Raw genomic sequence first — 14,643 nt, forward strand, 5'->3', positions numbered from 1 at the left:
ATGTACTCCTATGGGTTCTAAACGGCATCCGTAGCCGAAGCGGCCACGGGGTCAAAGGGGTGGTCGGTGTAAGCCAGTTGGCGTTGGATGAATCCTGCGATACCTGCCAGGGCCCGGACGAGGTTTTCGCTCTCTGGTGCGAGACCTCGGTTGAGGAAAATATGAGGAGCGTCAGGGTAGATTGCGAGCTCTACGACGCCGCCGGCCTTGGCGTACGCCCCAGCGAACGCGAATTGGCGGTCCGTCGAGACTCCGCCCATATCGTCTGCATCACCATGGACAAGAAGCAGCGGCGGCGTGAGGATGTCGGTGCGCGATGAGACGATGTGCAATGGGCTCAGCCCCGTGACAGCCTTCACCCCTCCGAAGTACTCGTGCAGGCCGTAGAAATCGAGTTCCCCGACCTCGATTCCGGCGGCCGCTTCCGTAACATTCGCGTCCACCATCATGTCGACCAGGTCGACGGGGGATCCGGAACAGATGATGTAAGCCAGGCTGGCGTCGATCGAATCGGCACCTGGAAGAGGCCTCGTCGCGAAGGGCGCCTGCTGGCCCAGCATTGCGTTAAGCAGAACGTTGTGCGCGCCGCTGGAGACTCCCAGAGCGCCGACACTGTCGGCAGTGGCGTTGAACTCGGCAGCATGGGCCTTGAACCATCGGATGCCATAATTGACGTCGCTGAACGTCGCTGGATAAGGGGCGTATGGACCGTCCACGCGGGTAAATGTTGTCGTCGGCGGCGCTTGGCGGAAGTCGAGTGACACGACGACGATGCCATGCGAGGCGAGTTCGAGATCGATGGGGCGCTGCCGGGTGCGGCTGAAAAGCCGCCACCCACCGCCATGGACGTCGATGAGCATGGGGAAAGGACCGTGTCCGCGCGGCTGGAATACCGTAGCGACGAGTGAAACCCCGTCCACATTGAGGTATTCCACGTCGCGGCTGTCGACTTCGAACCTCGCGGTAGGGTCGTAGCGAAGCGCAGATTTCAGATTGGACATGACGCTGTTGTCTCCTTCTTTGAGTATCGAGAAACTTCCGGTGCCTAGCTGGCGTGCGCCGCTTCGTGCACGGTGCGTTCGTGTGATCCACTCAGCTGCCGGCGCAGTTCACCGACGACCACAGACGCGTCGTCGAGGTCGTGCATAACCGCGAATACGTAAAAATCCGGGCGAGCAAATATTCCCACAATGCGGTGTTCGTCGAAGTAGGCGGCATACGATCCGTCGAGATCAGCAGCCACTCCTTCTCTCTCCACGTCACCGACACCGACGACGGTGCAGTGGATCGCTTCCAGGAATGCACGGTCCTCATCTGAGAAGGTCGCTGAGACATCAGCATCGCGCACGATGAGTTGGAATCCCCAGCTGAAGACGTCGTCGAATTTTCCCTCCCGCCCCCCGAAGGACACGCGCCCCTGTGGGGCGAGCTGGCCCACGGCTGGCTCACTGGCTTGCTTGAAGAGAATGCCCTCGTCGATGTCGGCGGCTGGCGGTGGCGGCGGCAGCACGGCTCCGACCAACAACTGCTCATCGCGCTTTCGAGCTTTCGACGGATCCAATTCCATCGCCCATGCACCGATTTGCTCGGAAACAGCAACCACCTCGCGGACCTGCGGATAACGTTCGACGAAGTACATGTCGAGCAATGATGGGTCGCTGACGCCGCGCAGAACAAGGTCAAGCTTCCACGAAAGATTCACCGCGTCGCGCAACCCTGAACAGGCCCCCTGAGCGAGGAACGGTGTCATTGTGTGGGCGGCGTCCCCCGCGAGCAGAACTCGCCCCTTTTTCCACGTGCGGGCGAGCCTGCTCTCAAATGGAAAGAGCACGGTCCGGTAGATCTCGACGTCGTCCCGCGTCAGTCCGTGCACGCGCTCGAGCACCTCATAGCCGGCGTCGAACCCCATCCGTTCGTCGTGCGTACTTTCTGGGTCGGCGTAGAACTCGAACCGCAGCCGGCGGTCACCAATGGGGATCACCGCGAATGCTCGCCCCTCAGGTGCGGCCATGATTACCGATTCCCGCATGTCTTCTGACAGGCCCCAGAACTTCGGCAGAGTGCGTTTGCGCACGGCGTCGACGCAGATCCAGGCGCTGCGAAAATCGGAACCATCCCTCGTGATGCCTGCGGACTCGCGAACTGCGCTTCGCGCTCCGTCCGCGCCGATAAGATATTTGGCCTGGAGTGTCATAGTGTCCGCAGGATCGGTGGACCCGGTCTGTCGCGCTTCGACGGTGACGCCGTTTTCGTCTTGTGTCCAAGACTGCACTTCCCAACCTTGGAAGACGGTGGCACCGTGCTCACGAGCCGCAGCGTCCATCGCGTCCTCGATGTGTGGTTGGTACATCGAAATATGGCTCGGGTACCCACTGATCGCCATCCGATCGTGGTCCATCTTCAGGATGAGTTGCTCGTCCTCGTTCAGAAGCAGTGTCCGCTTGAGCTGGTGCGAGTCGCGGAGTGCCTCCTCGACGTCGCCGGCGGCCTGGACGATCCTCGCCGACTCCCCGTCGATGGTGCAGAGGCGCGGAAGTCCATACAGCGAGGGCCACCGTTCGATGACACAAACACGATGCCCGAGCCTGGAGAGCAACGATGCAAAGGCCTGCCCGGTCGGGCCGTAGCCAGAGACGATAACGTCAAAGGGTTCCATATATGCGCTTCCTTCAGGGAGCTAGACGCCGTTGTCAATTGCCGTTTCGCGTGGGCCGCAATGCCCGGCTCACCAAACGACTGGTTGTTAGATTAGCATCAAAATTGAGACAGTTCCATACTTCGTCAAACCTGGACCTCAGGGGCGTAATGATCGGCGGATTGCCCGCGCGATTCCTTCAGTTTCCACCATGGCGACGCGGAGCGTCAGGGGTCCGGTCCCAGCGGTTCGGCGTTCCGACGGCATCGAGCGCGACGCGTATGTCCTGAGGCACCTCGCCAAGAAGCGCGGGTTCGGCGATTGCAAACACAATCGGATCCGATTCAAAGACGGCCTTGAGGATGCGAACGACATCCTCGTCCTTAAAGCTTGAAAAGTAGCGGAGAGGGCCACCCAGCCAACGGGGAAAGCCGAACCCTTCCGTCAGCGCGATGTCGATGTCGCTGGCTCGGTCAGCCACGCCGGCGCGCAGCACGAGCGCCGCAGCGCACACCATTGATCCGAGCACCCGTAATTGGATGTCCTGGGCAGTGATCGCCCGCGGAATGATCCCCTTTTCAGCCCGGGCCGCATCTATGATGGCGCCTACTTGTGGATCAGGGGTCCCTCGAGCCGCGCCGTTGGCATAGTGATACCAACCGGCGCCCGTTTTCTTGCCAAAGCGGCCCAGCTCGCAAAGCGTATCGGGGACCGTGACGTAGCGCTGATCGGGGTTGCGGGTCGCTGCGAGGCGCTTCCGGCGCGCCCAGGCGATATCAAGGCCGGACATGTCGCCAACGGCGAACGGACCGATCGGCAGGCCAAAATCGAGCATCGCCGCGTCGACTTCCTCCGGGCTCGCCCCTTCCTCCAACAGGAACTCGACTTGGCAGCGGTAGTCTGCGTAGACACGATTCGCGATGAATCCGTCGCCCACACGCGCTGGAATCGCCGTCTTTCCCAGTTTGAGTGCCAGAGCTGCGAGTGTGGTGATGGTCTCTTCACTCGATAACCCCGTGCGAACCACCTCGACCAGCGGGTTGCGATCAGCTGGGTTGAAGAAATGGAAACCGGCGAACCGCTCTGGAGACTTGAGAACGCTGGCAATCTGCTCGAGGTCGAGATACGAGGTGTTGCTGGCGAATACCGTTTCATCGGATACCAGCGGTTCCAGATCTGTGAAGAACTGCCGCTTAACCTGCATGTCCTCGAATACTGCATCGATGACGAGGTCGGCATCGGCGAGATCGTCGAGTTGGTTCGTCGTCGTAATAGCGCTCGTTGCCGCGACTCGCTCCAGCGCGGACGGGTTCAGGTCGAAGACGGTGACGGAAAATCCGCAAGCATCAAGGAGCCGCGCGATCGCCGCACCCATCGTGCCGGCCCCGGCCACTGCGATCCGCTCGATTTTTCTTCCGCTCCTCGAGGTGTATAGAGCTCTGGCGGCCGTTCGCTTGGCGAAGAACAAGTAGCGAAGATTCGCGGCCTCGGCGCTCTGTCGAAGTCGGTTGAAAACGGCTCGCTCTTCGATAAGTGCCTCATCCGGCCCGAGGGTCAGGCCGCGGTGCACCATGGCGATGGCTTCGAGAACATTCGGCCGCGCGCGCCTAGCAGCGCGTTGGGCCACGCCGTCTACGGCTATCGGATCGAACGTGGGAACGGGAAGATCACGGATGCGCCGCTTGACGCCCAGCAGGCTGGTCGCGCATTCGGTGGCGGAGTAGCGCAGCATGCCGGGCTCCACGACCCGGTCGAGGATTCCCAGTTCTTTTGCCTCCTTGGCGTCGACCCGCCGACCCGACGCGACGAGATCGATCGCTGCAGCCGGACCGATGAGACGTCCAGCTCGGACAGTACCTCCTGCGCCCGGGATAATGCCGAGGGTCACCTCGGGAAATCCCACGATCGCACTCGTGTCCCCAATGCGCGCATCGCAGGCGAGGGCGAGCTCGAGTCCGCCACCGAGCGCAAGCCCGTTGATCGAGGCGACGACCGGCACTGGCATCGCTTCGATGACGGCAATGACCGCGGTCAATTGCGGCTCCTCGATTGGACCGTCAAGCTCGCCGATGTCTGACCCCGCATAGAAGTGGCGCCCCGACGATTCGATGACCACCCCGCTAAGGTCGGCAACAGCCGCGGCGCTGAGCAGAGCGTCTCGAAGGTCACGGCGGAGCGCGGCATCGCCGGTATTCACAGGCGGGTTGCTTAATGTCAGGATCGCGGTCGACCCCGACCATGAGGTTTCAACAGGCATTGTGCTTCTTTCCAGACGTTGAGGGCCCGCGGGGAAACTGCCGCGGGTTGGGGTTCAACTAAGTCAGAGGATTGCCATCGCATTCGCTGGCGAGCTGACGCCTCCCTCGACATGCAGGGGTACGGAGACGAAGAAGAACTCCCATCGCTCCAGTCGCCTGCACATTTCGCTGAGTCGGTCCAAATCAAGCAGCTCGAACAACGACATTCCGAGCCCAGGTAGGAGGCGCCGGTGCAAAGAACCGATGTCTCGCGCGCCGGGGGCGCATTCTACAGCGGGGTTGTCGGCTCCCACTGCGGCGATTCGGTGATCCCAGAGCCATGCGGCCATGGTCTCATCTGCTCTGAGGCCGTTCCAGCTGGAGGGGTTTATCCGATTGGACACCGGCAACTGCAGATAGCTTGACGCCCAGCCCGTCCGGATGAGCAGAACGTCGCCGGCTCGGATCTCAACCCCCTGCACATCGGCCACGTCGTTGAGGAGACCGGTGTCGTACATGCGCCCGTCGAACGGCGACATGCCGTCGCTGATGTCGCGTTCGGCAAGATCCAGCAGAACTCCGCGAGCAGCTATGCCTCGTTTTGCGACATGCTGGATACCGATACGCTCCCGGGCTTGGGATAGCTCAAGGACTCCGCCGAAGTAGCCGAACTCGCGAGCACGAACGTGCGCCAGGCCGTCGAGTTGGGATGAGGCCTGCGGGTTGAACGAATCGATCAGGTCCTCGGCGTCATTACCGCTGGGATGCAACAAGGTATGCGTCATTGGCGACCGCCCGAAGAGCGGTGGATCAAATGCGTCGATGGGCAGGTTCAGCGGTATTGTGGCGCCTGTGGAGACGAGCCTGGCGGCGCGTGTGACATCGCCCGGCTCAACGAACGAAAGAGTCCCTACCGGCGAGGGCAGAACCTCCCAGGAATGCCTGACGTTGAGCCCGCCAAGTTCCGGAAGATCCAAATATGGTGTGTTCACTGCAGGTCTTCGATATCGGGCAGGCCGTTGTCACGGAACCGCTGGATCGCGCCCTTAAGTCCAAGTTCTTTGATCCAGGTCTGGGCGAGAGTGACCTCCGGAGTGAGGTGAAGCAGCGCATCGGTCTCGGCTCCCGTCCTCGCATAGGTCAGCAGTCCGTCCATTTCGACCACTCGATTGATCGCTTCTTTTTTTAAGCGGAGGAGATTCCCCGGAGTCCGGGCTATCGAATGGGCCAACTCCCGGACGTATGTTTCAAGTTGGTCCGCCGGGACGGCCTCTGTAGCCCACCCCCACTCCACGGCCTGGGTGCCCGAGATGCGCCGACCCGCGTCGAAGGACATGAGCTTCGCGCGTTTTGGTCCCACCAGATGCACCCACAGTGGCGAGAGGTATCCGCCACCGATTGGCAGCGATGGAGATGACTGGATCGATGCGTCCTCGGCGACGATCGTTATGTCGCATAGGGATGCCAATTGGGTGCCACCGCCGATGCAGTGCCCGTGGACTGCGGCGATGACCGGCTGCTCATGGCGCCATATCCGCGTCCACAGTTCGATATTGGACAGTAGCCGGTCACGGTCTTGCACAGGTCCGCGGGAAGATGCGTATCCGATCTCTTCGGCATCGGGCGCCACGTCGTAACCCGCGCAAAAAGCGCGTCCGGCGCCACGTATGACAACCAACCGATTCGCCGTTCCGCGGAGGCTCTGCAGCGCACTATCGAGTTCGGCCAAAAGTTGATCGTTCATCGCGTTGAGGCGCTGTGGCCGGTTGAGCGTAATCCACGCAACGGGCCCATCTTGCTCTAGCAGAATGCATTCATATGACACAGTGAATCCCATAGGTCGGGACCCGTCTCCGGGTTGAGGTGGCGCCCTTGACTGGGCCTCTTCAAAGAACCCGTCGGTGTTCGGCCCAGGATGGCCACAACGGGCAGTTACAGTGACCAACACACAGGTTGTCCACGGCTTCAGTGGTAGAAAGCTAATCAACCAACCGATTGGTTTTTCAGCAAAGAACACGGTCGATGCCGGGGGGTTGCAAAGGCCATACGAATTCCAGCTCACGGCCGGTTCGGGACCGTTCGTGGACTCAGCACAACCCGAACCGGGAGGTCACAGATGGCTGCGAAGGCCACCGATGATCTCTTGCGCCATGAGCATATGGCGGAGGTAGTGGTGCAGGCCCATCTCCCAGGTGAACCCCAGTGCTCCGTGCACCTGAAGGACGAGTTCGGCCGCATCGATGCAGCGCTTGACCACGAATTCCGTAGTCTGCCTCACACCTTCAGCGGACAAGCTCGCTCGAATGACTGCCGTGTCGGCCTCTTCTACGGCGATCAGAGCATCGGCCAGATGGTGCTTGACCGCCTGGAACGAGCCGATAGGCCGGCCGAACTGCTCTCGCTCCTTCGCGAAGGCGACACCTAGTTCCAGCAGCCGCCTCGCGGCTCCGACAGAGCTTGCCGCATAGACGACGGCGAGCTCCCGCGCAGCAGTTTCGGAAATTTGCGTCGGGCTCTCATCCACTTCTAGACCACGGGCGCAAAGGTCCAGTCCGGCCGGACGACCTTCCGGCACCGCAACCAGTTGATCAGAGCCGCCCCCAAGCGTTGTAACGAGGCGCAGCCGTTCGAACTGTCCGAACGGGACATAACGCTGCTGCCCGAGCCCGAGGGTCGAGGTGGGTAATGCGAAAGACACGGGGCCATCCCAACTTCTGGCTGCCTCCGAGTGACGTTTCGCGATCACGGTCTCCAAAAACGGCAATGGGATCAGCCGGGTTCCCCAAATCTGAGCGATGGCGACGATGTCGCGCAGTTCGGCGCCTTCGCCGTCCTCATGGATCCCGACGAGGTCCCATCCTCCTTCCTCCAGGGCGTTCCAGCGCAGAGGCGATTCACCTTCGGCGTAGCCAGCGATGCTTGTTCCAGCCGTGGCCCGTCCGATGATTTCGCCTATCGCCTCAGACGCAAGCTCTCCGATTTCTCCGGCCTTCGTGTCAATGAGGACGTTCATCGCGGCAGCCCCAGGACTCGCTCCGAAATGAGGTTGCGCTGGATCTCATTCGTGCCGGAGTAGATAGAGACGGCCTTCGACTCGAAGAACTGATACCGCCAGTGCTCCCTGTCGGCAGGCACGTGAGCTTCGAAACCCACCCGCGCCACAACTTGCCAAAGCTCGCTCCACAAGACCTTGAGAACTGACACCGCCCGCGCGAATGCCTCACCGCCCATGCTCTCGAGATCAATGACTTTTGCTAGCTGCCAGCGCAGTGTCTCGGTACGCTCGTCGAGCTCCTCGAGAGTGTTCGCTAGCTCCGGCCGATCGCCGCAGGTGCGGATAAGCAGATCCAGGTCGGATCGGATTTCCACATACCGGGCAGCGGCCTCGGAGCCACCCCGTTCATCGCCGAGCAGCTCCATGGCTATTTTCCACCCGTCACCTTCGCCCCCCACACGATCCTGTTCCGAAACGAATACGCCGTCGAAGTGGGTCTCGGCGAAGTGGATCGCGCCGGAAATCTGTCGGATGTCAGTGACGGAAACGCCGGGAGCACGCATGTCCACAAGAAACATGCTCAGGTTCTTGTAGCGCGGCGCATCCGAATCCGTGACTGCCAAAACGAAGATTCGGTCGGCGTGCTGGGCGAACGTGGTCCAGGTCTTGCGCCCACTGATTCGATAGCCGTCACCGTCCCGCACCGCGCGGGTCTTTACCCCCGCAAGATCAGATCCTGCGTCGGGCTCGGAGAACCCTTGGCACCACAACTCCTCGCCGCGCAGCAAGGGCGGCAGATAGCGTTCCTTCTGCCAATCGGTTCCGCTGCGAACGACCATCGGGGCAACCAGCGTTTTACCAACGCGCGAAAAGCCGTCTGGAGCCTGAGCCTTGGCGGCAAGCACATGAAATATCACGTCCTCGGCCAGGCCTAGGCCCTGGCCCCCAAAATCTTTGGGAAAGGCTATGCCCGCAAATCCTCCGCGCCACAGCTGAAGGTCCCACTCGCGTCGGATCGCATCCGATTCTTCCGCGCTAAGAGCGCCGCGAGATTGGCGCCAGACTTCGGGCACCGCAGACTGCAGCCATTCCTCAGCGCGCTGCGCAAAATCAATCAAATCCGCGTCGCCTACACAAACGTCATGTTTGACGGTCGTCATAGTGTCACCCTTCACTCACGGCCAGGCCCGCGAACGCTTCATTACTCGCGAGCTCTCCAAACCGAATGGTTGTTTGGTAGCATACACTATTGCAGAGCCTAAATTGCTAGCCGGCTTGCTTGATCTTCGATCCAAGCGAGTCGGAGGTACATGATGGTTGAATTCACGCCGCTCTGCTGCATGACGCGGATCGGATCATCGCATTCGTTCTATCTCATTCACACCAGAACCACTGCTTGGAGGGCAATGATGACCACCACACGGCCACTGCTTCATCCCGCCGCGTTTAACATCGGTTCGCTTGTGCGCATCGGAGCCCAACGCACGCCTAACCGGATGGCGATTTGCATGCTAGACGGCATCGGGGTCACCTACGGCGAGCTCGATGAGAACAGCAACCGCATTGCGAATGCTCTGCTGGGTTCAGGCATTACTTCCGGCGATCGTGTAGCCATCTGGATGGATAATGACATCCGATACATGGAGGCATATTTGGCGTGCCTGAAGGCCGGGATGGTGGTTGTCCAGTGCAACGTGCGGCACACATCCTTCGAGGCGCAGCACATGCTCAACGACTCCGGCGCCGTCGCTCTTTTCTTCGACGACAGCACAGCAGAACGGGTCGAGGCGCTGGAAAACCGTGAAGCACTTCAGCTGACCGTGACGACGGGAGCGAACCTTGATTGCGCTTCACACGGCTACGAGGAGTTTCTCGCTTCCGGACGGCCGGTGTCGCCGACCCTGGCCTTCCCGAGTTCTGACGACCTGGCAGTTCTGGCCTACACGAGCGGCACCACAGGTCTCGCTAAGGGAGCGAGGTTGACCCACCGTTCACTTCGATCGATCATCCACACAAATCAAGTCGCAAATCGTTACGGCATCGGGAGCACCCAGATATTTGCGCTGTCGATGTCGTCCTCTGCGGGTATTCCCGCCCACGTGCTTCCCCATCTGGCAGTGGGAGGGACCACGATTCTCATGAGCAGTTTCGACACGCCGCGACTCGTTGATGCGATCGATCGGCGCCACGCGACGTTCACTGTCCTGCCTGGCCCACCAATCGTCGAGTTCTGCACGATTGTTCGCGAGCAAAGGCGCACCCTGCCATCCCTGCAAAGTCTGCTCCACGGCACCGCGAAGGCCCCCGAAGAACATCTCGAACTCCTTGTTGATGCCATCGGCCCCCGTCTGGTCGAGGGGTGGGGAATGACAGAAAATTCAGGAGGACTAGTGGCTGCCACTACGGCACTGGACTACTCCCAACGTAGACCAGGAATCTTCTCCTCAACCGGTCGGCCCGTACCGGAAACCGTCGTCAGACTCATCGACGAACAGGGAAACGAGCTTCCTCACGACGGCAGCTCCGTCGGTCAGCTGATCATGCGCTCCGGCTCTCTCGCCGACGGGTACTGGAACAACGAAGAAGCTACAGCCAAATCCTTTCGCGATGGCTGGTATCACACCGGCGACGTCGGGAGGATAGACGAGGAAGGCTACATCGAAGTGCTGGACCGACGCACAGATCTCATAATCTCCGGCGGTATGAACATCTACCCCAGCGAGATCGAGCGCGTACTTCTTCAGATTCCCGGAGTGCTAGAGTGCGCCGTCGTCGGTGTTCACCACGAGAGATGGGGATCCACACCTGTCGCTTACGTAGTCCGGGCGGGCTCGTCAGTATCGCCATCATTGGACGAGATCCAGTTCGTATGCAGACAGCAGCTCGCCTCGTACAAGCAGCCAAGTCGAATCGAGTTCACGTCGGCGCTTCCCCGAAATGTCGGCGGGAAGGTAATGCGCCACCGGCTCCGGTAAAACCCGGACCAACCCAGATCCATCAACGGATTAAGAATACAAACCAACGTTCAGCCGGTAATAGCCGGGGTGGCCCCACTTGTACGTCCGCCCTCAGACCGGCGGGCAGCACTAATAGGAGAGCAGTAAATGCGACTTGCAACGATCAGGCTAGACGGCGGTACCGCTGCAGCCCGAGTAGAGAACGAGCTGTATTATGTCCTGCCATATCCGGACGTGCGAAGCGTCCTTGAATCGGGCCAGGACTGGCGGAATGCCGCGGAAAGCGACTTAGGGCTGGTCTTCGACGAACACCAGGTGGATCTTGCACCCGTGGTACCGCATCCCGAGAAGATTGTCTGCGTAGGCCTGAATTACCGAGACCATGCGGCGGAGACTGGACAGTCGATCCCGGAGTTCCCCACCCTGTTCGCCAAATACTCGCGGAGTCTCATAGGCGCGTTCGATGACCTGGCGCTTCCAGATTCTTCCTCCGCGGTCGACTGGGAGATTGAACTCGGCATCGTCATAGGCCGTCAGGTACGCCATGCCCCTGTCGAAAAAAGTTGGGATTCCATTGCCGGTTACACCGTTGTCAACGACGTCTCGATGCGCGACTGGCAGATTCGCACCTCGCAATATCTCCAGGGAAAGACATTCGAGTCATCGACTCCAATCGGGCCACACCTCGTGTCGCCAGACGAGATCGATCACGCACGCGACCTCGAAGTGCGATGCGATGTTGACGGCGATGTGGTGCAGAAGTCGCGGACCTCGAAGTTGATCTTCAACCCGGCGGAGATCGTGTCCTACATCAGTCAATTCATCACGCTCGTCCCGGGCGATGTAATTGCTACGGGCACCCCCGGCGGAGTCGGCGCTGCCCAAAAGCCCCCTCGTTACTTGGGCGAAGGCCAGCGTCTCACCTCCACCATCGAGGGCATCGGTTCCCTCTCCAACCCCTGCACTCGTATCACTGCATAGAACAGGAAGGTTTAGCCGTGCTAATCCCCACTCTGGAACTCAGGTCCCCCCTCCGCCTGGCCGGACCCAGCAACGCCGTCCACTGCCAGCCGTTCGGCCTGTCATGAGCGCCCGCACGATTCAAGGGCCCGTAGAGAAAGAATCGATTGGCTTCACTCTCATGCATGAACATTTGTTCATGCTCTCGGTTGGCATGTATGAGCGATGGCCACACCTGCTTGACCGGGAAGCCGCCGTAGCGGACGTTGCAGCAAAGGTCTCACGCGCGAAAAGCCTCGGCGTCGAGACGATCGTGGACATGACAACGCCCAACATGGGACGAGATCTATCGCTATTGACAGAAGTTGCCCGCCTCACCGGCGTGAGCATCGTCGCCGCGACCGGGGCTCACCCGCACGAACCACTGCCGCTCTATCTTCAGGGAGTGGTTGGGGACGCCACAGATGGTATCGATCCCGACCGTCTGGCCGACCTGTTTGTTCATGACATCGAAGTGGGTATGGACGGCACAGACATCAAGGCCGGGATAATCAAAACCGGCTCCGACCCGGTCGTGGACGAGACGAATGCGCGACTCTTGCTGGCCGCGGCGCGGGCTCACCTGCGCACAGGCGCTCCGATCTGCACCCACACTCATGCGGGCAACCAGGTGGGTCTTCAACAACAGAACGTTTTTGCTGATGCAGGCGTCGATCTCCGTTACGTGATAATCGGTCACTGTGGCGACAGTACGGATCTTAGCTATCTCACAGCTCTTGCAGACCGGGGCTCTTTTCTCGGTATGGACCGGTTCGGCTACACGATGCCGGGGCGTCCCGCTCTTACAATCTCGCAACGCGTCGAAACAGTGGCAGAGCTATGTCGCCTCGGCTACGCATCCAAGATGGTGCTTTCCGCGGACTCGGTCTCCTGGAGCGACGTCATCTCAGACCACTACTTCACCGAGCATCTGCCGGACTGGAATCTGTCGTACGTGCCAAGCACCGCTATTGGTGCTTTGAAGAATGCGGGAATTTCGGAGGACGATCTGCACCTGATGACGCACGTGAACCCCGCGACCGTCCTCTCGGGCGGACGAGAAAACTTCTAGCGCATGCCCTCCCCACCTGGTCTGGCGGAATCAGCCAAGACGGGGCGGGGCTTGGTCCGTAGTAAGTGCAAAATGCTTCGTTGCTAGGACAAGCAATGGCTGGACCGGGGGAGGCCTGTGGTCGGGAATTCTCAGAAAAACGCCGTAGGTACAAGCAATGGGAATTGTGATACGAAGCGCACGCAATTCCACAGTAGACCATGGATGATGGAGGGATTTGGTTGGGTAGCTGGCAAGGTCCAGGTTCCATTCAGGCCATACTGATCATGCGGCGCAGAGCCGGACCCGTTCGCCCGGACGTCCGATGATCCGGGCACCGAAGAATATCTACTTGGAGATCCGGGGCCCAGCCCACTCGACGGCTGGATGTGTAGGATCTCTTGTCAAGAGGGCGGGGAGGGAACGCGCGAAGGCGGGTTTGTTTGGAACGCTCTTTTTGTGTTCTTTCGAAGACTTCGCGTCGTCCGCGCTGGAGGGTGGCGCCGGCGTAGGCATTGTGGGGCGCCGCCGGCCGATTGGGTTACGTCCCCTGGAATGGTGTAGTTCTCCGCAGTTGCGCGTTGCCTGGGCAACGTAGTGAGCCATCGTGCGATGGTCAGTGAGTACCGATCAAAGTCACTCACAGAAAGACACAAACACACGATGGCTCTAGACCAGTCTGCCCTGCTTGACCTCCTTGGCCAACTGAAACTCACCGATGTCTCGGACAGGATCCGCTCCGCGACGGAAACGCTGTACCAGCAGCTCATCGATGCGGAGGCGACCGCGTTCATCGGCGCCGCCCCGTTCGAGCGCACCGAGGACCGTACTGCCCAACGGAACGGCAGCCGGCCAAGGACGTTGACGACCACCGCGGGGGACCTGAACCTGAAGATCCCGAAGCTGCGGTCCGGGTCGTTTTTCCCGGCGTTGCTGGAGCGGCGCCGTCGCGTGGACCAGGCCCTCTACGCGGTCGTGATGGAGGCCTACCTGCACGGGGTCTCCGCCCGTAAGGTCGATGACCTGGTCAAGGCACTCGGTGCAGACACCGGGATCTCCAAGTCCGAAGTGTCTCGGATCTGCGAGGATCTTGACCACGAAGTCGGTGCATTCCGGGACCGGGACCTCTCGGCCATGGGCTACCCATACGTGTTCCTCGACGCCACCTATTGCAAGGCCCGCGTCGGGCACCGAGTCGTGTCCCAGGCCATCGTGGTCGCCTTCGGCGTCGCCGCCGACGGGCGCCCGGAAGTCCTTGGCTTTGACGTCGGCGACAGCGAGAACGAGGGGTTCTGGACGGCGTTCCTGCGGTCGCTGAAGACCCGCGGACTGGACGGCGTGAAGCTGGTCATCTCCGATGCCCACACCGGACTGAAAAAAGCCATCGGAACGGTCTTCCGGGGCGCGGCCTGGCAGCGCTGCCGGGTCCATTATGCCGACCTGCGGATTATGCCGATGTGGGTGCGGGGTCCTTTGCGGGGCAGGGGTTTCGTGCTGGCGAGGTCGGCATAATCAGAGCGCTTCGAGCCAGGTGATAAGGCTGTCGGGTGGCTGGTATCGGCCCGCTCGGCCTGTGGGTGGTTTGGTTCTGGCAAGTGCCTTCTCCTTGAGTTCGAGGTCGGCGTGTAGGTAGATCTGCGTGGTGTTGACGCTTTCGTGACCGAGCCAGAGCGCGATTACGCTGGTGTCGATGCCGGCGTGCAGCAGCCGCATGGCGCAGGTGTGCCGGTTATGTGGAACTCCACATAACCGACATTACGTGGACGGCT

Annotated in this window: 10 protein-coding genes and 2 pseudogenes; 4 read left to right on the top strand and 8 right to left on the bottom strand. The window is 60.7% G+C overall.

What is annotated here, in order from left to right:
- Positions 1-17: 17 nt before the first annotated feature.
- The 7 genes from AC1DCM_RS23830 to AC1DCM_RS23860 form a co-directional block, all read right to left on the bottom strand.
- Complete coding sequence (locus tag AC1DCM_RS23830) at positions 18-1,001, bottom strand: alpha/beta hydrolase (protein ID WP_477519948.1); 984 nt, start codon at positions 999-1,001, stop codon at positions 18-20.
- 44 nt (positions 1,002-1,045) lie between these two features.
- A complete protein-coding gene (locus AC1DCM_RS23835) occupies positions 1,046-2,656 on the bottom strand; it encodes a bifunctional 3-(3-hydroxy-phenyl)propionate/3-hydroxycinnamic acid hydroxylase (protein WP_477519949.1) in 1,611 nt (536 codons plus the stop codon).
- A gap of 178 nt (positions 2,657-2,834) precedes the next feature.
- Positions 2,835-4,892, bottom strand: a complete 2,058-nt coding sequence (locus AC1DCM_RS23840; RefSeq protein WP_477519950.1) for a 3-hydroxyacyl-CoA dehydrogenase NAD-binding domain-containing protein — start codon at positions 4,890-4,892, stop codon at positions 2,835-2,837.
- A 63-nt stretch (positions 4,893-4,955) separates the two neighbouring features.
- Positions 4,956-5,864 carry a cyclase family protein gene (locus AC1DCM_RS23845; protein ID WP_477519951.1) on the bottom strand — a complete coding sequence of 303 codons (909 nt, stop codon included), beginning with the start codon at positions 5,862-5,864 and terminating at the stop codon, positions 4,956-4,958.
- The gene (locus AC1DCM_RS23850) at positions 5,861-6,709 is read right to left on the bottom strand and encodes an enoyl-CoA hydratase-related protein (RefSeq protein WP_477519952.1); all 849 of its coding nucleotides are present in this window, start codon (positions 6,707-6,709) and stop codon (positions 5,861-5,863) included. Before AC1DCM_RS23850 ends, AC1DCM_RS23845 begins: the two co-directional genes overlap by 4 nt.
- A 273-nt stretch (positions 6,710-6,982) precedes the next feature.
- Entirely contained in the window at positions 6,983-7,885 is a 903-nt protein-coding gene (locus AC1DCM_RS23855; RefSeq protein WP_477519953.1) for an acyl-CoA dehydrogenase family protein, read from the bottom strand.
- Positions 7,882-9,027 carry an acyl-CoA dehydrogenase family protein gene (locus tag AC1DCM_RS23860; protein WP_477519954.1) on the bottom strand — a complete coding sequence of 382 codons (1,146 nt, stop codon included), beginning with the start codon at positions 9,025-9,027 and terminating at the stop codon, positions 7,882-7,884. Before AC1DCM_RS23860 ends, AC1DCM_RS23855 begins: the two co-directional genes overlap by 4 nt.
- Positions 9,028-9,273: 246 nt before the next feature.
- Between AC1DCM_RS23860 and AC1DCM_RS23865 the strand changes: the two genes are divergently transcribed.
- The 4 genes and pseudogenes from AC1DCM_RS23865 to AC1DCM_RS23880 all read left to right on the top strand — a co-directional run.
- Positions 9,274-10,842, top strand: a complete 1,569-nt coding sequence (locus AC1DCM_RS23865; RefSeq protein WP_477519955.1) for a class I adenylate-forming enzyme family protein — start codon at positions 9,274-9,276, stop codon at positions 10,840-10,842.
- A gap of 129 nt (positions 10,843-10,971) precedes the next feature.
- A complete protein-coding gene (locus AC1DCM_RS23870; protein ID WP_477519956.1) occupies positions 10,972-11,805 on the top strand; it encodes a fumarylacetoacetate hydrolase family protein in 834 nt (277 codons plus the stop codon).
- A 103-nt stretch (positions 11,806-11,908) separates the two neighbouring features.
- Positions 11,909-12,895 carry a phosphotriesterase family protein gene (locus tag AC1DCM_RS23875; RefSeq protein WP_477519957.1) on the top strand — a complete coding sequence of 329 codons (987 nt, stop codon included), beginning with the start codon at positions 11,909-11,911 and terminating at the stop codon, positions 12,893-12,895.
- A gap of 642 nt (positions 12,896-13,537) precedes the next feature.
- Positions 13,538-14,308: pseudogene (locus AC1DCM_RS23880) on the top strand (IS256 family transposase); the annotation flags it as partial.
- A 78-nt stretch (positions 14,309-14,386) separates the two neighbouring features.
- Here AC1DCM_RS23880 and AC1DCM_RS23885 read toward each other — a convergent pair.
- A pseudogene (locus AC1DCM_RS23885) lies at positions 14,387-14,590 on the bottom strand (tyrosine-type recombinase/integrase); the annotation flags it as partial.
- Positions 14,591-14,643: the final 53 nt, after the last annotated feature.

The sequence above is a fragment of the Paenarthrobacter sp. 10N417 genome, assembly GCF_056394745.1.